This is a genomic window from Pseudomonas sp. S34 (assembly GCF_009866745.1).
Classification (GTDB): Bacteria; Pseudomonadota; Gammaproteobacteria; order Pseudomonadales; family Pseudomonadaceae; genus Aquipseudomonas; species Aquipseudomonas jessenii.
Genome location: NZ_CP019398.1, coordinates 3,121,895 through 3,140,772 on the forward strand (window position 1 = coordinate 3,121,895; position 18,878 = coordinate 3,140,772).

14 protein-coding genes are annotated in these 18,878 nt (G+C 60.3%); 4 read left to right on the forward strand and 10 right to left on the reverse strand.

From position 1 onward, the window contains the following. Genes PspS34_RS13910 through fdnG form a run of 3 tightly spaced genes read right to left on the reverse strand, consistent with a single transcriptional unit; the run spans position 1 to position 4,664 of the window. Complete coding sequence (locus tag PspS34_RS13910; protein ID WP_057714812.1) at positions 1-666, reverse strand: formate dehydrogenase subunit gamma; 666 nt, start codon at positions 664-666, stop codon at positions 1-3. Next, the gene (gene fdxH / locus PspS34_RS13915) at positions 663-1,598 is read right to left on the reverse strand and encodes a formate dehydrogenase subunit beta (RefSeq protein WP_057714811.1); all 936 of its coding nucleotides are present in this window, start codon (positions 1,596-1,598) and stop codon (positions 663-665) included. Before fdxH ends, PspS34_RS13910 begins: the two co-directional genes overlap by 4 nt. Next, the gene (gene fdnG, locus PspS34_RS13920) at positions 1,599-4,664 is read right to left on the reverse strand and encodes a formate dehydrogenase-N subunit alpha (RefSeq protein WP_159389946.1); all 3,066 of its coding nucleotides are present in this window, start codon (positions 4,662-4,664) and stop codon (positions 1,599-1,601) included. Between the two features lie 298 nt (positions 4,665-4,962). Here fdnG and PspS34_RS13925 point away from each other — a divergent pair, with 298 nt between their 5' ends. Together PspS34_RS13925 and PspS34_RS13930 are read left to right on the forward strand one after the other, a co-directional pair. After that, positions 4,963-6,117: a PatB family C-S lyase gene (locus PspS34_RS13925; RefSeq protein ID WP_154860058.1), complete on the forward strand. Its 1,155-nt coding sequence runs from the start codon at positions 4,963-4,965 to the stop codon at positions 6,115-6,117. 197 nt (positions 6,118-6,314) lie between these two features. Continuing rightward, the gene (locus PspS34_RS13930) at positions 6,315-7,676 is read left to right on the forward strand and encodes a sodium:proton antiporter (protein WP_159389947.1); all 1,362 of its coding nucleotides are present in this window, start codon (positions 6,315-6,317) and stop codon (positions 7,674-7,676) included. Here the strand turns inward: PspS34_RS13930 and PspS34_RS13935 are convergent. From PspS34_RS13935 to PspS34_RS13950, 4 genes are all read right to left on the reverse strand, one after another. Then, on the reverse strand, positions 7,654-9,570 hold the full coding sequence (locus tag PspS34_RS13935) for a PAS domain-containing sensor histidine kinase (RefSeq protein WP_159389948.1): 1,917 nt from the start codon (positions 9,568-9,570) through the stop codon (positions 7,654-7,656). The two genes, PspS34_RS13930 and PspS34_RS13935, sit on opposite strands and share 23 nt — an antisense overlap. A 100-nt stretch (positions 9,571-9,670) precedes the next feature. Further along, entirely contained in the window at positions 9,671-10,573 is a 903-nt protein-coding gene (locus tag PspS34_RS13940; RefSeq protein WP_159389949.1) for a zeta toxin family protein, read from the reverse strand. Between the two features lie 125 nt (positions 10,574-10,698). Beyond that, a complete protein-coding gene (locus PspS34_RS13945; RefSeq protein WP_159389950.1) occupies positions 10,699-12,978 on the reverse strand; it encodes an ATP-dependent DNA helicase in 2,280 nt (759 codons plus the stop codon). After that, positions 12,975-14,642, reverse strand: coding sequence for a VRR-NUC domain-containing protein (locus PspS34_RS13950; protein WP_159389951.1), 1,668 nt, complete (start codon positions 14,640-14,642; stop codon positions 12,975-12,977). The genes PspS34_RS13945 and PspS34_RS13950 overlap by 4 nt, the downstream gene beginning before the upstream one ends. A 195-nt stretch (positions 14,643-14,837) precedes the next feature. Between PspS34_RS13950 and PspS34_RS13955 the strand changes: the two genes are divergently transcribed. Together PspS34_RS13955 and PspS34_RS13960 are read left to right on the forward strand one after the other, a co-directional pair. After that, positions 14,838-15,062 (forward strand): YgdI/YgdR family lipoprotein, encoded by a 225-nt coding sequence (locus tag PspS34_RS13955; protein WP_056724775.1) that lies wholly within the window; start codon positions 14,838-14,840, stop codon positions 15,060-15,062. A gap of 137 nt (positions 15,063-15,199) precedes the next feature. After that, positions 15,200-15,871 (forward strand): lysozyme inhibitor LprI family protein, encoded by a 672-nt coding sequence (locus PspS34_RS13960; protein ID WP_154860052.1) that lies wholly within the window; start codon positions 15,200-15,202, stop codon positions 15,869-15,871. 46 nt (positions 15,872-15,917) lie between these two features. Here PspS34_RS13960 and PspS34_RS13965 read toward each other — a convergent pair whose 3' ends face one another. The 3 genes from PspS34_RS13965 to PspS34_RS13975 all read right to left on the reverse strand — a co-directional run bounded on the left by PspS34_RS13965 (position 15,918) and on the right by PspS34_RS13975 (position 18,857). Next, positions 15,918-17,003, reverse strand: a complete 1,086-nt coding sequence (locus PspS34_RS13965; RefSeq protein WP_154860051.1) for a polyamine ABC transporter substrate-binding protein — start codon at positions 17,001-17,003, stop codon at positions 15,918-15,920. A gap of 76 nt (positions 17,004-17,079) precedes the next feature. Further along, positions 17,080-17,421, reverse strand: a complete 342-nt coding sequence (locus tag PspS34_RS13970; protein WP_008050088.1) for a cupin domain-containing protein — start codon at positions 17,419-17,421, stop codon at positions 17,080-17,082. A 29-nt stretch (positions 17,422-17,450) separates the two neighbouring features. After that, positions 17,451-18,857 (reverse strand): FAD-dependent oxidoreductase, encoded by a 1,407-nt coding sequence (locus PspS34_RS13975; RefSeq protein WP_154946450.1) that lies wholly within the window; start codon positions 18,855-18,857, stop codon positions 17,451-17,453. Positions 18,858-18,878 lie beyond the last annotated feature (21 nt).

The window sequence follows — 18,878 nt, forward strand, 5'->3', positions numbered from 1 at the left end:
TCAGCCCTTTTTGGTGATCGGTCGTTTGGGCGCTTCGCCGCGGGTCTCATCTTGAGTCACTTGGCGATACCAGAGTTCGTGGTGTTTCCTGGCCCAGCCGCGGCTGACCCTGCCGTGCAACATGGCGCTGACCGAACCCTTGATCCAGATGCCGGCATAGATGTGCACGATGATGCTCAGGATCAGCACGAAACCGGCCAGCGCATGCAGCAACATCGCCCAGCGTATGGTGGTGATGCCGAAATACTCGCTGAAGTACGCACGCCAGATCACCAGCCCGCTGAACAACAGCACCAGCATGCACAGCAGTAAAGTCCAGAACAGCAGCTTCTGCCCGGGGTTGTATTTGCCGATGGGCGGGACGCCCTCCTCTTCATTTTTCATCACCCGGTCGATGCGCCTTAGCCACAGGCGATCATTGGCGATGAAGTAGTTGGCGCGCCAGAAGCGAAACACCAGGCCGAGGAACAGCACGAACATCAGCACGCCCATGAACGGGTGCAGGATGCGCGTCCATGGCCCGCCGCCGAACAGGTTGCTCAGCCAGAACAGCGCCGGGTGGAACAGCGCCAGCCCGGACAATCCGGCCATGAGGAACAGAATCGCCACAAGCCAATGATTGGTGCGCTGGTTGCTGGTGTAGCGCAGGATCGTCTTGTCGCTCATGGCCTGCCCTCCCCTCGGGGATCGAAGGTGTGCACCGATGGATCGACTTCGTGCACGGCGTTGTCCGGCGGCTCCGGATGTTCATCCTCTTCGACGATTTGCGGACCGACGCGCACGTAGTGGAAGAACCCGGCCAGCACCGCCGCGCCCATGGCCAACAGTGCCAGGGGTTTGCTGATGCCCTTCCACAGCCCTACCAACGGACTGATCGCCGGGTGATCGGGCAAGCCGGCGTACAGTCTTGGCGTATCGGCGTGGTGCAACACGTACATCACGTGGGTACCGCCAACGCCTTCGGGGTCGTACAGGCCAGCGTTTTCAAAACCCCGGCTCTTGAGGTCGACGATACGCTCTGCCGCATGTTCCTTCATGTCGTCCTTGGAGCCGAACACGATGGCACCGGTCGGGCAGGTTTTCACGCAGGCCGGCTCCAGCCCTACCGCCACCCGGTCAGAGCACAAGGTGCATTTGTAGGCCTTGTGATCCTTTTGCGAGATCCGTGGAATGTTGAACGGACACCCGGTGATGCAATAGCCGCAACCGATGCAATGATCCTGATCGAAATCGACGATGCCATTGGCGTGCTTGATGATCGCCCCCGGGCTGGGGCATGCCGCCAGGCAACCGGGCTCTGCGCAGTGCATGCAGCCATCCTTGCGGATCAGCCATTCCAGGTTACCGGCGTCGGTCTCGTGCTCGGTGAAGCGCATCAATGTCCAGGTTTCTGCGGTGAGATCCTGAGGATTGTCGTAGGTGCCATGGTTATGGCCGACCTCGTCACGCAACTCGTTCCATTCCGAGCAGGCGACCTGACAGGCCTTGCAACCGATGCATTTGGTGGTGTCGATCAGCTTGGCGACTTCCTCCATGCCGCGCACCGAGGGCGCAGGTGTGGTGGTGGCCGAGCGAGCAATGATGTCTTGGCTGGCCATTTAGACTTTCTCCACGTTGACCAGGAATGACTTGGATTCCGGGGTCTGGGTGTTGCCATCGCCGAGGAACGGCACCAGGGTGTTTGTCAGGTAACCGTGGCGCGTGAGGCCGGTGAACCCCCAGTGCAACGGAATGCCGATCTGGTGCACCACCTGATTGTTGACCTGCAGCGGACGAATCCGCTTGGTCACCACCGCCACCGCTTCGATGAAGCCACGCTTGCTGCTGACCCGTACCCGGTCGCCGGCGACGATGCCTTTTTCCTTGGCCAGCACTTCGCCGATCTCGACGAACTGCTCCGGTTGGGTAATCGAGTTGAGCTTGCAATGCTTGCTCCAGAAGTGGAAATGCTCGGTCAGCCGGTAACTGGTCGCGGCGTACGGGTAATCCTTGGCCACGCCGAGGGAATCCCACACCGAATCGAAGATCCGCGCCGCCGGGTTGCTGGTGGCTTTCTTGTTTTGCGGGTGCAGCGGGTTGATGCCGATCGGCGTCTCGAACGGCTCGTAGTGCTCGGGGAACGGGCCTTCGTTCATCTTGTCGACGGCGAAGAATCGCGCCACGCCCTCGGGGTTCATGATGAACGGATTCATCCCCGCTTCCGGCGGCACGTCGGCCTTGTAGTCCGGCACGTCGGTGCCGGCCCAGGCTTTGCCGTTCCACCACACCAGGCGTTTTTTCGGATCCCACGGCTTGCCTTGCAGGTCCGCCGAGGCGCGGTTGTAGAGAATCCGCCGGTTGGCCGGCCAGGCCCAGGCCCAGCCTTGATGCTGGTGCATGCCGTACGGGTCGTTGTTGTCGCGCCGCGCCATCTGGTTGCCGAGTTCAGTCCAGCTGCCACAGAAAATCCAGCAACCGGACGCGGTACTGCCGTCATCCTTGAGCTGGCCGAACCCGGCCAGTTGCGCATTGGCCTTGATCGCCGCGCCCGTCGCGTCGGTGAAGTCCGTGGTGGCGGAGCCGTTGATTTCCTTGGCCAACTCTTCCGGCGAAGGTTCCTCGGGGATCTTGTACGGCCACGACAGTTTGAGCATCGGGTCGGGGTATTTGCCGCCATTGGCCTGATAACGCTGACGCAGACGTATGAACAGCTCGCTCATGATGCGGATATCGGTCTGCGCTTCACCCGGTCCGTCGGCGCCCTTCCAGTGCCATTGCAGCCAGCGGCTGCTGTTGACCAGCGAACCGTCCTCTTCGGCAAAGCAGGTGGTGGGCAGGCGAATGACTTCGGTCTGGATGTCGGCGCTGTTCACGTCGTTATACGGCCCGACCTTTTGCCAGAACTCCGAGGTCTCGGTGGCCAGCGGATCCATAACCACCAGCCATTTCAGCTTGGCCAGTGCCGCCATCACCCGGTTCTTGTCGGGCAATGCGGCAATGGGGTTGAAGCCCTGGCACATGTAGCCGTTGACCTTGCCCTGCCCCATCAGGTCGAACACCTTGAGGATGTCATATTGGGGAATGTCCAGTTTCGGCAGGTAGTCGTAGGCCCAGTTGTTCTCGGCCGTGGCGTTGGTGCCGTACCAGGCTTTCATCAGGCTGACGTGGAATTTGCCGTAGTTCTGCCAGTAGGACAGTTGCCCCGGACGCAACGGTTTCTGCGTGCGCTTGACGATGTAGGCGTTGTAGTCCTGTTCGGCATCGCCGGGTAGCGTGAGGTAGCCCGGCAGTGAGTTGGATAGCAACCCCAGGTCAGTCAGCCCCTGGATGTTGGAGTGCCCGCGCAAGGCGTTCACGCCGCCGCCCGGCATGCCGACGTTGCCCAGCAGCAGTTGCACCATCGCCGCGCTGCGGATCATCTGCGCGCCAATCGAGTGCTGGGTCCAGCCCAGCGCATAGAGGATGGTCATGGTCTTGCCCGGTGTCGAGCAAGTGGCGATTTCCTCCCAGATTTTTTGCATGGCATCGACGGGCATGCCACAGATCTGACTCGCCAGTTCTTTGCTGTAGCGGCTGTAATGCTGCTTCATCAACTGATAGACGCAGCGTGGGTCCTGTAGGGTCGGGTCGACCTTGGCAAAACCGTCTTCACCGAGCTCATAGCCCCAGCCGGACTTGTCGGTGTAAAGGCGCTTGGCGGCGTCGTAGCCGCTGAAGATCCCGTCCTCGAAGCCATAGCCGGCTTTGACGATGAACGACACGTCGGTGTAGTTGCGCACGTATTCGTGCTGGATCTTGTCTTCGGTCAGCAGGTAATTGATCAGCCCGCCCATGAAGGCAATGTCGGTGCCGGTGCGAATCGGCGCGTAATAGTCGGCCACCGAGGCGGTCCGGGTAAAACGCGGGTCGACCACGATCAGCCGCGCCTTGTTGTGCGCCTTGGCTTCGGTCACCCATTTGAAGCCGCACGGATGCGCTTCTGCTGCGTTGCCGCCCATCACCAGGACCAGATTCGCGTTGGCGATATCGGTCCAGGTATTGGTCATGGCACCACGGCCGTACGTCGGGGCAAGACTTGCCACCGTCGGGCCGTGTCAGACACGCGCCTGGTTATCGAACCCCAGCATGCCGAGACTGCGCACCACCTTGTGGGTGATATAGCCGGCTTCGTTGGACGCCGCCGATGCCGCGAGGAAACCGGTGGTCAGCCAGCGGTTCACCGTTTGGCCCTGGGCGTTCTTCTCGATGAAGTTGGCGTCGCGGTCGGCCTTCATCAGGTCGGCGACGCGATCGAGGGCTTCATCCCAGGAGATGCGGGTCCATTCGGTGCTGCCGGGTTTGCGCACCTGCGGGTATTGCAGGCGGCCGGGGCTGTGAATGAAGTCCAGCAGGCCTGCGCCTTTAGGGCAAAGGGTGCCGCGGTTGACCGGGTGGTCGGCGTCACCTTCGATGTGGATGATGTTTTGCGCGACATTCTTCGCCGTATCGCCCTGGCTGTACATGATCAAGCCGCAACCGACCGAGCAATACGGGCAGGTGTTGCGGGTTTCATGGGTGTGGGCGAGCTTGAAGTGACGCACCTGTTCGGCAAAGGCAAGCGTCGGGGCCATGCCCAACGCACCCAGGCTAGAGCCTGCAAGGCCGATGCCGGCGACCTTGAAGAACTGACGACGGCTGAGATCCATCGTGCACTCCTGATCAGGTGGAACCCGGTACATGGCCGGGTTTTTTCGAACAACCACGGTCGCGGCAGTCTGGCTGCCGACACTTGAAACTGTAGTCAACCGGTTGACGTTCTGTGTGAAAACCGACCGTCGGGCAAATCCATCGGGCGGTGAAGATCCTTGTAGGAGCGAGCCTGCTCGCGATGGTGTGTCAGTAGACATCACCGTATCTGACACACCTTCGCGAGCAGGCTCGCTCCTACAAGGATTGGCGCTTATCATGGCGGGCATGATTAACCCTGCCGTTACGAGACCCCGCATGACTTTCGATTTTGATCAGGTGTTCGACCGCCACAACACCGGCAGCACCAAGTGGAGCCGCTACCCCGCCGATGTGTTGCCGATGTGGGTCGCCGACATGGATTTCGCCGCGCCGCCGATGATCATCCAGGCCCTGCAAAAACGACTGGAACACCCGATGGTCGGCTACAGCGTGGCCCAGGATGACCTGCGCGAGGCAATCGTTGCGGACCTCTGGAACAAGTACGCCTGGCGCGTCGAGCCCCAGGAGCTGATTTTCCTGCCGGGCGTCGAGTCCGGCTTCAACATGGCACTGAAGGCACTGGTTCAGGCGCCACAGAATGTCGTTGTGCAGGTGCCGAACTACCCACCGCTGCGTCATGCGCCCGGGCATTGGGGGCTGAACAAGGTCGAACTGAATTTCGATGCGCAAGCCGACGGCACCTACACCACGCCGCTGGATACCCTGAGCCAGTCGCTGCAAGGTGGTGGCGCACTGCTGCTGAGCAACCCGCATAACCCGCTGGGCAAGGCCTTCCCCCGCACAGAGCTGCAAGCCATTGCCGACATTTGCCTTGAGCATGATGCCTGGATCATTTCCGACGAGATCCACGCCGAGTTGTGCTTCGACGGTCGCCAGCACATTCCGATGGCAACCCTGAGCCCGCAGGTCGCCCAGCGCACCATCACCTTGATGTCGGCGAGCAAGGCCTACAACATCGCCGGCCTGAAGACCTCCTTCATGATCATCCAGGACCGCCACCTGCGCGAGAAGGTCAACCACGCCCGTTGCGGCATGGTCGACAGCGTCAATCCGCTGGGCATGGAAGCCACCCGCGTCGCCTACAGCGAAGCCGCACCATGGCTTGCCGAGCTGAAGGTCTACCTGCAAGGCAACCGGGATTACCTGGCCGAGGCCGTACACACCCGCCTGCCGGGCATCACCATGAACCTGCCGCAAAGCACCTACCTGGCGTGGCTCGACTGCACGGCACTGGGGCTGGACGACCCGCAGCAGTTTTTCCTTGAACAGGCCAAGGTGGGTTTGAGCGCCGGCCTGGACTTCGGCAATGGCTGCAAACAGTTCGTGCGCCTGAACTTCGGCTGCCCACGGTCGCTGCTGGAAGAAGGCATTGCGCGGATGGAACGCAGTTTGCGTCATCTCAAGGCCTGACCCGCTCTCTAGCCATAGCCTTTCCCCTTGTGGGCGTGACCCTGCTCGCGATGGCGTCCTGTCAGTCGGCAATGTGTTGCCTGACACGGCACTATCGCGAGGAGGCTCACTCCTGCAGGTAATAATTGAACCGATGCAGCCCTTCAATGCTCAACAGCCTATAGCCCTGCACTGACGGTTGTTTCGGGATCTGAGCCATGAGTTTCGTTGCCTGGGTGGCGGTGTTGGGCGCGGTGTTGCTGACCCTGGCACTGACTTCGTCGTACCTGCGCTGGATGCCGGTCACCACTTCGGCGGTGTGCCTGGTCCTGGGCATCGCCATCGGGCCGGCGGGCCTGGGTATGCTCAGGCTGGATATCAAGGAGGCAGCGTTCTGGATCGAGCACCTGACGGAAGTCGCGGTGCTGTTTTCATTGTTTGTCTGCGGGCTCAAGCTGCGACCTCCTCTTCGTGATCGCCGATGGCGAGTGGCGTTCGTCCTGGCGGGACCGGTGATGGTGCTGACCATTGTCGGCGTCTGCCTGCTGCTGCATTTCGCTTTCGGACTGGCGTGGGGGCCGTCGCTGCTGATCGGGGCGATACTGGCGCCGACCGATCCGGTCCTGGCCTCGCTGGTTCAGGTCAATGACGCCAAGGATGATGATCCGGTGCGGTTCGGGCTCTCGGGCGAAGCAGGACTGAACGACGGAATCGCTTTCCCGTTCGTGATTCTGGGACTGTTGTTTTTGCAGCAAAACGGCAGCTTTGGCAGCGGTCTGGATGACTGGTTTTTCAAGCGCCTGTTGTGGGGCGTGCCCGCCGGACTGCTGACCGGTTACTGGATGGGGCGCGGTATTGGTCACCTGACGTTGTTCATGCGCATCAAGAATGCCGACAGCACGTTTTCCCCCAATGACTACCTTGCCCTGGCCTTGATCGCACTGGCTTACGTCGTGGCCGAAACCATCGGCGGCTACGGGTTCCTCTCGGTGTTTGCCGCCGGCCTGGGCTTGCGTCGGGCCGAGGTCAGGACAAGCAGTGACGCCCACACACCGGCCGAACACCTGGTTCAAGCGGTGGTCGGTCATCAGCATGTCGAACCCGAGGCGGCCGTGCTCGGCAATGTGGAGCACCTGGAAGACACGCAAGTCGCCGCCGGGATCATGATGGGCGACATGCTGTCGTTCGGCAGCCTGGTGGAACGGGCCATGGAGGTTTTTCTGGTCACCTTGCTCGGTATTGTGCTGATCGCGCACTGGGACTGGCGGGCGTTGCTGGTCGCGTTGGTGCTGTTCGGGATGATTCGCCCGCTGACGGTCTGGCTGATGCCATGGGGTTCGCTGCTCAATGGCCCGCAACGCTGGTTGATTGGCTGGTTCGGAATTCGCGGCATCGGGAGTTTCTACTACCTTTTCTATGCCTTGAACCACGATCTGCTGCCTTCAGTGGCAACGGTGTGTGCCGACCTGACGCTCTCGGTGGTGGCCCTGAGCATTCTGGTCCACGGCATCAGCACCCAGCCGATGCTTGCCCGCTATGAACGGCGTAACCGCCGCGTCACTTCATCGCCAAGGCAATGACTTCCACCAGGTTGAGCTGGGTAAAGGGTTTCGACAAACGAGGTAGACGCGCGGCAATGCCTTCCAGGCGTTCGGCAAAACCGGTGGCGAGGATGATCGGCACGCTCGGCCGCATGAGCCTGATGGCGTTGGCCAGTTGCGCGCCACTCATCTGTGGCATGGCCATGTCGGTGATCACCAGATCGATATCCGGTTCACTGCCGAACAGCTCCAGCGCCCTGGCTCCGGAAGCCGCACTGATGACCCGATGCCCGAGGTCCTCGAGCAGCAGACTGGTGCTGGTCAACACCAGACTGTCATCGTCCACCACCAGTACGCACAGGCGGGGCACTTCCACGGTCTGCGTTTGCGCTACAGGCTCAACCACCGAACCCCGGGTGGCAACCGGCAACCACAACTCGGCCGTCGTACCCTGATCCTTGTTGCTTTTGAGGATGAAGCGCCCACCCAATTGCTCGATAAAACCGTGGACCATCGATAACCCCAGGCCCGTACCTTTACCAACGCCCTTGGTGGTAAAAAAGGGGTCCATCGCCGAGGCCAGCGTGGTTTCATCCATGCCCTCGCCGGTATCGGAAATGTTCAGGCACACATAACGCCCCGCGGCCAGGGATGAGGCGCCGCCGGTGACCTCCTCGGTCCTGGCACTGAAGATGATGGTCCCGCCGTGGGGCATGGCGTCGCGGGCGTTGGTCGCCAGGTTCAGTACGGCCAGTTCCAGTTGATTGATGTCCGCCATCACCGGTTCAAGATCCCCGGGAAAGCGTGTTTCGACTTTCACCGAAGGCTCCAGGGAGCTGCGCAATAGCCCGGAAATGCCTTCCACCAGCGCCGGTATCCGCACAGGTACCGACTTGAGCTCCTGGCGTCGGGCAAACGCCAGCATGCGCTGGGTCAGGGATACACCGCGCAAGGCACCTTGGGTGGCGTTGTCGATCAGGCGGGTTATTTTGGGGTCATCCGTCACCCGTTTGCGCACGATTTCCAGATTGCCGAGGATCACCGTCAGCAGGTTGTTGAAGTCGTGGGCGATCCCGCCGCTGAGCTGGCCGATGGCCTGCATTTTCTGCGCCTGGAACAAGGCCTCACGGGTTTGCTCCAGCGCCTGCTGCGCCTGGGTGACTTCAGTGATGTCCCGGGTGATCTTGGCAAAACCGAGCAATGTGCCGGTGTCGCCCCAGATCGGGTCGACGATGACATGGGCGAGGAACCGCGTACCATCCTTGCGCACCCGCCAGCCCTTGTTTTCAAAGCGCCCTTCACGAACGGCGATATCCAGCGTCCGTTGTGGCTCGCGGGCATCGCGATCCTCCGGGGTGTAGAACATCGAAAAATGCCGGCCAATGACCTCTTCCGGCAAGTAACCCTTGATGCGCTGGGCGCCGGGGTTCCAGTTGCTCACCCGGCCGTCCGGGGAAAGCATGTAGATCGCATAGTCGGTAACGCTCTGCACCAGTAGGCGAAACTGCTGCTCGCTTTGCTTGAGGATTTCCTCGGCCATTTTGCGATCGGTCAGGTCCCGGGTGATCTTGGCGAAACCGAGCAACGTGCCCGACGGGTCGAAGATCGGATCAATGACCACATGGCACCAGAAATGTGTGCCGTCCTTGCGCACCCGCCAGCCTTCGCCCTCGAAACGCCCTTCACGAATCGCCGTGTCCAGTGCCCTCTGGGGCAAGCCGGCACGGCGATCGTCATCGGTGTAGAAGCGCGAGAAATGCTGACCGAGGATCTCGGCCTCCTCGTAGCCCTTGAAACGCCTGGCGCCGGCGTTCCAGCTGGTAATGATGCCGTCGGGATCAATCATGTAGATCGCATAGTCGATCACTGCATCGATCAACAGGCGAAAGCGCTTGTCCTCAACGGTATTCGGCCTGTTTCGATCCTCGCTCATTGAGTTCTCGCGTCATGATTGTTTTTCTGGAGTATGAGACAAACTGCCAATTTGGAAAGCCATGCCTGCGGCAGTTTGCTTCATCGCCTGCAATCCCGGCTTAGCGATACACGTATTTGGTGATGTAGGAATAAAGCTCGTTGTAGACGAAATCGGGAACCTGTTTGTCATATTGACTGGTTTTAAGCAGCTGTAGATGACATTCCCTGACCATTTCGTCACGCTCCTCCCTCGAATAGACGGACCTCCTGAGGATTGTGTCATAGGCGCGGTACGCATATGGCTGCAGCGTTGAAGCTTCGTTCAGATTCCCATTTGCGTCCAGGGCATAGGCGCTATGAGCGCGCAGTACCCGTTCGCTCAGCGTGCCCAGACCACGCTCGTACAAGAAAATTTGCGAGCCGCTCACCGTCTTTGCGATGAACTCGAACGCAACGAGAACCGCCGGGGCGTTACTGATGCTCTTCTCGAGTCTCGAATAGCTGACAAACCGTTCCAACTCCTGATTTTTCAGGCTGGAGAATGTTCTTTTGATGCTGGACAGATGGGCGAACGCGTGATTGCAGCCCACGACATGGACTTCGAGTTGATACCCGGGAACAAATGTTGCCAATCCGGCAAAACCGATGTCATCGAACGCGCACTCCATGATGATGTTGCATCTTTGGGAAAGCGCGTTGGCGAAGATTTTCTCACCGAGCTCCCTGGCAAACGCTTCTGTATGTTCGTAGGCGTGCAAAACGCCGAGTTTGATCATGTCGGCGTAATTCGGGTGTTTTTTTCGATATTCGGGCAGGTACAGTCGAATGTAGTTCCCGTAATTCCCGGATGGCAGCAAGCTCTTTTCCAACAAGTAAGTCTTTCCCGAGCCCTCCACTCCGGCGGTGATCAGCAACTTTGGGGTGGCTTCAGCAGTTTTGCCGACGAAGAGCGTAGGGTAGATCTCGTCGAACGCCTTGATCACGTCGTCTGAGGAATAGTTGTATTTCGGTGCTTCTGACATACCTTGATTTCCTTATCAAAGAATTGGGTTGTGATATCTAGCCTTTCCAATAAAGCGTGCTGGCGTTGATTGTTCAATTCGTTGTTTTAATCAAGGTATGTATTTGTTTTTAAAGGTAAAAGCTCCTACAGCGCAGAGCGAGGATTCGTTGGCGCAATCGACCACCAGCGCGGCAGTAATTGCCTGACCTTGTGCTCGCCAAAACGGTCGTCGATCAACATCACCACCCCTTGATCCTGTTGCGTACGGATGACCCGTCCAGCGGCCTGAACCACTTTCTGTACGCCGGGAAACAGGTAGGTGTAATCGTAGCCAGCGCCGAAAATCGCAGCCATGCGCTGTTTCAACTGCTCGTTGACCGGGTTCAGTTGGGCCAGCCCCAGGGTGGCGATGAACGCACCGATCAACCGTGCGCCGGGCAAATCGATGCCTTCGCCGAACGCACCGCCGAGCACTGCAAAGCCGACGCCCTCGCCGTCTTCGGTGAACCTGTCGAGAAAGTCCTGGCGTTGTGCCTCGCCCATGCCACGGGATTGCGACCACAGTTTGATCCGCGGGTGCCGCTCGGCCAGCAACTGCGCCACCTGCTGCAAGTAATCGAAACTGCTGAAAAACGCCAGGTAATTACCGGGGCGCTTGCAGAACTGTCTGGCGATCAAGTCCACGATCGGTTCGAGAGAGGACTGGCGATGAACGAACCGCGTGGAGATCTGGTCGACGATGTGCACTTGCAGTTGATCGGCGTGAAACGGCGACTCGACGTCGATGCACACCGTGTCCTGCGGCGCTCCCAGTAAATCGGCGTAATAGTGCCGGGGGCTGAGGGTCGCGGAAAACAGCACTGTGCTACGCGCGGCGGTCAGGCGCGGGCGGATGAAGCCGGCGGGGACTACATTGCGCAGGCACAGTTGCGAGAGGTTGCGCTGGCGCTCGAGGTCGCGCTTGCTGATGTCGAACAGGAACTGCTCATCGAACAGTTCCGCGACCCGGCAAAAGTGCAGCATGTCGAAGTAAAATCCCTGCAGTGCGCTGTCCAGGCCTTGAGGGTGATCGTTGAGGTAGTCACCGATGTTGGCGCTGCACGATGACAGCGCCTGCAGGAGCTTTTCCGGCGCCTTGTCATAGGCCTGATAGGCGCCGGTTTGCGCGTTATGCAGGGCATTCCACTCGCGGCTGACCCGTTGCATCGGCTTTTTCAGCGCTTCGGGCGCGGTTTTGCGCACGCCGTTGAAGGTCGCCTGGTCGAGGCTGGCGCTGTACATCTGGCGGCCGCGCTCCACCAGGTTGTGGGCTTCGTCGACCAGCACCGCGACCTTCCAGTTGTTGGCCTGGGCCAGGCCGAACAGCAACGCGCTGAAATCGAAATAATAGTTGTAGTCGGCAACCACCACGTCGGCCCAACGCGCCATTTCCTGGCTCAGGTAATACGGGCAGACATCGTGCGCCAGGGCGACCTCGCGCAAGGCGCTCTGGTTCAACAGGCTCAGTTGACTGGCCGCCTGCCGTGCGGCGGGCAGGCGATCGTAGAACCCCCGGGCCAGTGGGCAGGACTCGCCGTGGCAGGCTTTGTCCGGATGTTCGCAGGCCTTGTCCCGGGCGATCATCTCCAGCACCCGCAACGGCGGCGCATCGGCGCTGGCAAGCATCACGTGCGCGGCGTCCAGGGCCAGTTGCCGTCCCGGGGTTTTCGCCGTAAGGAAGAACACCTTGTCCAGTTGCTGCGGCGCCAGCGCCTTGAGCATGGGGAACAAGGTGCCCAGGGTCTTGCCGATGCCCGTGGGCGCCTGGGCCATCAGGCAGCGCCCCGTGCTGACGGCCTTGAATACCGATTCGGCCAGATGACGCTGCCCCGGTCGAAAACCGGCATGGGGAAAGGCCAGGCCCTGCGCAGCCAGATTTCGCCCTTCTCGATGGGCGACTTCCTGTTCGGCCCATTGCAGGAACCGCGCGCAATGCCGTTCGAAGAACTGTTGCAGCTCGATGGCGTCGAAAGACTCGACCAGGCAGGTCTCCTTTTCACTGACGATGTCGAAATACACCAGTGCCAGACTGATCCGCGACAGGTCCAGTTTCCGACACATCAACCAGCCGTAGATCCTGGCCTGGGCCCAATGCAATTGACGGTGGTTGGCCGGTTGTTTGCTCAAGTCGCCGCGATAGGTCTTGACCTCCTCCAGGCAGTTTTGCCCGGGGTCATAGCCATCCGCCCTGCCCTTGACCGTCAAGGTTTGATACTGGCCCTCAAGGGCAATTTCGCTTTGGTAACCCTCGCTGCGCCGCGAGGCCACCGTACGGTGCCCGACGATACCTTCCAGCGCGGTCGGTGACGGCGTGAAGCGCAGATCAAGGTCGCCGGCCTTGGCGGTGAACTCGCACAGCGCCCGCACCGCAATGCTGTAGCTCAATCGCCCTGCTCCGCCCATTGCACGTAGCACACGGCGATGGGCATCTGGTGCTCATGGCAGAACTCCAGCCAGCGCAACTGGTTGTCCTGCAGGCGATCGCCCGGGCCCTTGACCTCGATCATGCGGTAGGTCTTTTGCTGCGGCCAGAACTGGATCAGGTCCGGCATGCCGGCGCGATTGGCCTTGATGTCCAGCAAGAGGCGGTTGAACCAGTGCTTGAGGTGCTCGGCCGGGAGGCAATCGAGGGCTTGCTCCAGCAACTCTTCGCTGAGCACGCTCCAGTACACGAACGGCGACTGCACGCCCCACTTGGCGGCATAACGTTCGCGGATGGTCTGCCGGTAGCGCCCGTCGTCGAGTTCGGCCAGGCAAGCCTGAAACAGTTCGGCTCGGCGGACATGGAAGTCTTCGCTGAGCAAATCCACCGGCCCGCGCTGGAACGGGTGAAAAAACGCCCCCGGCAAAGGCGCGAAGATCGCGGGCCAACACAGCAGGCCAAACAGTGAATTGACCAGGCTGTTTTCCACGTAGTGCACCGGCGCCGAATCTTGCGCCAGATGCGCCTGAACATAGAACTCCACCGATAATGCCGGGTCTGTCCTGGGCAATTGCAGGTCCAGGCGCTGCATTTCCCGAGGCGCCGCCCGCTTGATGGGCGGCCCGCCGAGCTTGCGCCGCAGACGTGGCAGGACTCGGAGCAACTGTTGGCGTTCCGCGGCGCTTTGCGGTGCCTGTTCGGCCTGCACGGCCAGGTCCATCGCCTGTTCAAACTGGCCGCTGCGTTCCAGCACGCGAATGAGCCGCGCACGCGCGCCGGGAAAAGCGCATTCGCGGTACAGGTTCAGGGCCATGGAGAAATCGGCAATGCGTTCGCAGTACTGGGCCATCTGGAACAGCAGCTTGCCGCGCCGGCGTTGCAACCACGGATTGTCCAGCGCCAGGCCCTTGATCCGCTCGGCCACCTCTTCCAGCGCTTCACCGGCCTCGAATTGTTGCTGATATGCATGCAGGAGGACACAGGCATCCACGTCTTCCCGGCTGCGCAAGCCACGGGACTCGGCACAGAATTCGACTTTTTCGTAGGTGTAGATACCGAGGTCGGCCAATACGAACTCCGACCAGTCCTGATACAGGTTGCCGAAAAACATCAGGCGCAGGCGATCGCACAATTGCATGATGGTCAGGCTGAACAGGCGCTCGTCCAGGCTCGGACACCAGTCGTTGAAGCTTTGCACCTGGGGAAACTGCTCGCACAGCGCCGGCAACCAATCGGCTTTCCTGCCTTTGGGTTGATCGATGACCGGGCCAAAGGCCTGGAGGATTTCACCCTTGAGAAGCACCTCGAACAGCGCTTCGACCGCCAACGGCATTCGCTCATCGACCCAGCCGAGCGCCAAGAGCGGCCCGACGGCGCAGCCGGTATCGCCGATTTCGTCATAGTGCAGTTTGCTCGCCCTGAAATGAACACCCTTGCGCATGACCATTCTGACCAGCAGTGCCTGCGACTCACGGGGTAAGCGCTTAAACTCATGAATGAAACGCTGCTCGTCGACGCTCAACACATCGGCAAAGCGCTGCTCAAGCCAATCAAGCACTTGCATGAAGTTGTTCAAGTAGTAGAACGGGTCGTCGAGGGGATTTGCGGTCACTGGAAAATGGGCCATGGCGAGAGATACTGGTTATGCATACAGATACCAGTTCCAGCCCGCGTGGCGCAATCGGAAAAGGATAAATGGCGGCGCGGTACGGAATTTTTCCCGGGCAGTAGAACTTTCTGCCCCCTGGCGGCACCAACCGCCATACGGGTGCAGTGACAGCCTCGGGCTGATGGCGCTGCTTTAAACGAACGGGAGGTGATTATGGACATCAAGACATTGGGCTTGCCCCTGGCTGCAGCGGCCCTGCTGGCGCTGGCCGGTTGCTCGACGCCAACGGTGGTGACGCTGCAGAACGGCACTCAATACCTGACCAAGGACATGCCGAAGACCAAAACCAAGGACGGGTTCTTTGAGTTTGAGGACATTTCCGGAGCGATGGTGAAAGTCAGGGCCGATGAAGTGGCGACGATTCGTGAGGAAGACTGACGTTTCTCCTGGCACGATGTGGCAGGTTTCGAGCACTGCTTTACACTCGATAGACCCCGTGCGACCGAATGACTGTGCAACGCTTCGACACATGCGTTGCAATACGGGCATCACGCAAAGACTCAGGTGACGCCGAAATGAAAATGGTCATGCCACTTCTTGCCTCTGTGCTCGCCGTCAGCGCGTGCATGACGGCGAGCCTGTGTGACGCTGCCACAAAGGCCAAGCCAAAGCCCTTGCCAACGTACAAAACCAGTTTCGATTGCGCCAACCCCCAGGCATCCGCCGAAAAGCTGATCTGTCACGACGCTCAACTGGCGCGTATGGATCTGGAACTCAATCGCCTTTATCTCCTGGCTCTCAGCGACGACCATTCGGTGCCGCGCCCGAATAAAGTCGAGATTGATCAGCGGTTCTGGATTGAGTCCCGCAACCAGTGTGGTGGCGGGACTCAAGACAAGGCGTGCATCGTGCGAAGTTATGCCGAGCGTGCGTTCCAACTGCGCCAGGGGTCGGCCATTGCCAGAACCAAGGACCCCAGCAGGCTCACGGAAGGCCCGTTGGCTTATCGTTGCGCAGGGTTTAACGCATTGGTTGCCGCTACCTTCTTTACGGTCGAACCGGGCGTGGTGTTCCTGAAATGGGCCAACACCTCGGTGACGCTGAACCAGGTGCCGAACAATGCCGGAACCCAGTACACGGGCAAGGATTACAAAGGCAGCTACAGCTTCTGGCAAATCGACGATGACGTTTTTTTCCAGATACCCGGCTCAGGCCAGATGAGTTGCGCAGCCGAGCCGGTCGGCTGATGACGATGGCATCGGGACGTCCTGTCCCGATCGCCTGACCAGGTCTTCAGCTGCCGGTGCGAATCTTGTTCCACACTCGCGTGCGAATCCGGTCGATGTTCAAGGGCATGGCTTCCAGGGCAAACAGCTTGCCCATCATTTCCGGGCTTGGGTAAACCTTGGTGTCGTTCTTGATCGCCGGGTCGATCAGGCTGTCGGCCTGTTCATTGCCATTGGCGTAATGCACATGGTTGCTGATGCCGGCCATGACGTCCGGGCGCAGCAGGTAGTTCATGAAGGCGTAACCGGCCTTTTCATCAGGGGCATCGACCGGCATGGCAACCATGTCAAACCAGATCGCGGCACCTTCCTTGGGAATCGAGTAGCCGATGTCGATGCCGTTGTTGGCTTCCCTGGCGCGGTTTTCCGCCTGCAGGATGTCACCGGAGAAGCCGACCGCGACGCAGATATCGCCGTTGGCCAGGTCGCTGGTGTACTTGGACGAGTGGAAATAGCTGACATACGGCCGCACTTTCATCAGCAGGGCTTCGGCCTTCTTGTAGTCTTCCGGGTTTTTGCTGTGATGGGGCAACCCGAGGTAGTTTAACGCGGCCGGCAGCAGTTCGGGGCCGTTGTCGAGGATGGCCACGCCGCACTTGTGCAACTTCTGCATGTTCTCGGGCTTGAAGATCAAGTCCCAGGAATCCACCGGGACGTTGTCCCCCAGCACGGCCTTGACCTTGGCAATGTTGTAGCCGATGCCGGTGCTGCCCCACAGGTACGGGAAGCCGTGTTCGTTGCCCGGATCGTTGGTCTGCAACGCCTTGAGCAACACAGGGTTGAGGTTCTTCCAGTTCGCAAGTTGACTCTTGTCGAGTTTCTTCAGGGCGCCGCCTTCAATCTGCCGGGCCATGAAGTGGTTGGACGGGAACACCACGTCGTAGCCGGATTTGCCGGTCATCAACTTGCCATCGAGGGTTTCGTTGCTGTCATAGACGTCATAGGTGACGTCGATGCCGGTTTCTTTTAGGAAGTTTTTCGTGGTGTCTGGCGCGATGTAATCCGACCAGTTGTAGATCTTGACGGTTTCGGCGGCCTGGCTGATCGATGCAACCAGCATCAGCGGGGCCAGAGTCAGTGTCTTTCGGAGCATGAGTCGATTCCTGTAGGTTTTTTTTTGTTGGCAGGCAATCAAAGGATCAGCTTTCAAATTTCAAAGAATTGAAAACTCAAAAAATCAGCACGTAGGTCTTGCGCACGGTTTCCTGGATGTCCCAGATACCGAGGCTGTTGGCCGGCAACATCAGTGCGTCGCCGGCTTCTATGTGCAGGGGCTCGCCGCCGTCCGGGGTGAAGGTGCAGCGGCCCTGAATGAAGTGACAGAATTCCTGGGCGACGATCTGCCGCCGCCAGCGCCCGGGGGTACATTCCCAGACACCGGTCTCGACGCCGTCGTCGCGTTCGACGCTGGTGGTCGAAGCCACGGCCACGGGAGTTCCCAGGGGCACGGCGACCGGATTGGATTCGTCCAGTTTCAGTGTTGCGGTGTTCTTGAATTGCGTGATGCTCATGGGGATACCTGTCGATGTAGAGACGCTGTTTAGTGCATGAAACCTTCCATGAAACCGGCCACCCCGCTGGCCAGCCTGCGCCGCCAGGGCGCTGTAGCCGGGTTGGCCAGGGTCTGGTCCTCGTGGACAAAGCTGCGGATGATCGCGTTGTAGCCGAGCCAGCGGATCGGCTCCGGCTCCCAGGCCCGCAGTGCGTCGAGGCCGCGCTGGGGGATGACCCACGGTTGGCGTACCAGATCGGTGTCGCGCCCCAGGATCAGGTCGGCCAGCGTGCGGCCTCCCAGGTTGCTGGCGCCAACGCCCTCCCCGCCATAACCGCCCGACAGGGCAATGCCGTTGGCCCGGTCGCAAAGCATGTGTGGCTGGAAATGCCGGGACATGCCCAGGTTGCCGCCCCAGGAATGGGTGATCTGCACGTTCTTCAACTGCGGGAACAGTTCGCCGAACAGATAACGCCGCAGGTGTATTTCGTCAGCGCTCAGGTCGAAGTCGTGGCGCAGCTTGCCAGCGAACTGGTACCCGCCACGGGCGCCAAAGATCAATCGGTTGTCAGCGGTGCGTTGACCGTAGGTGACCTGGCGACTGGCCTCGCTGAATGCCTGGCCGTGACTCAGGCCGATTTCGTCCCAGGTGGCCGCCGACAAGGGCTCGGTCGCGACGATCAGGCTCTGCACCGGCATTTGATAACGCCCCAATGGCGGCAGCGTCACGGAGTAGCCTTCTACCGCCGGCACCACCCAGCGACTGCGCACCGAAGCTTTGGCCGTGCGCAGACTGCCGGATTGCCAATGGGTGACCGGGCTGTTTTCGTAGATTCTGACGCCCAGGCGCTCCACCGCCCGGGCCAGCCCCCGTACCAGCCTGGCCGGGTGAATGGTCGCCACGTGCGGCGCGTAGATACCGCCGTAGGGTTTGGCGACTCGGATCTGTTGCGCCAGTTGTTCCGGGGTCAGCCAGCGATAGTGGCTGTCGTTGAGGCCCTGGCGGTGGAGATCGTCCAGGTAGTGACGCAGGCTGGCCTCCTGCTCCGGATAGCGTGCGGCGCAATACAGCACCCCGCCTTTACGGTAGTCGCAGTCGATTCCCTCACGTTCGAGGACAATTTCCACTTCATCCGGAATGCTGTGCAACAAATCGTAGGAGGCGCGGCGCGCTTCGGCCGACAGTTTGGCCAGCAGGCGGTCTTCTCCCAGCAAATTGCCCATCAGCCAGCCACCATTGCGCCCCGACGCGCCGAAACCGGCGGTTTGCGCTTCGACGATGGCGATGTTCAGGTCAGGTTTGTGCCGCTTGAGGTAGTACGCGGTCCAGAGTCCGGTATAACCCGCGCCGATGATCGCCACGTCGACATCCAGGTCCCGCTCCAGCGCCGGACGCGCCAATAGGGGCTCGTCGAGCTGGTCCATCCACAAACTGATAGTGCGCCACGCCGGCATGCAAGACTCCGCCACTCAAAC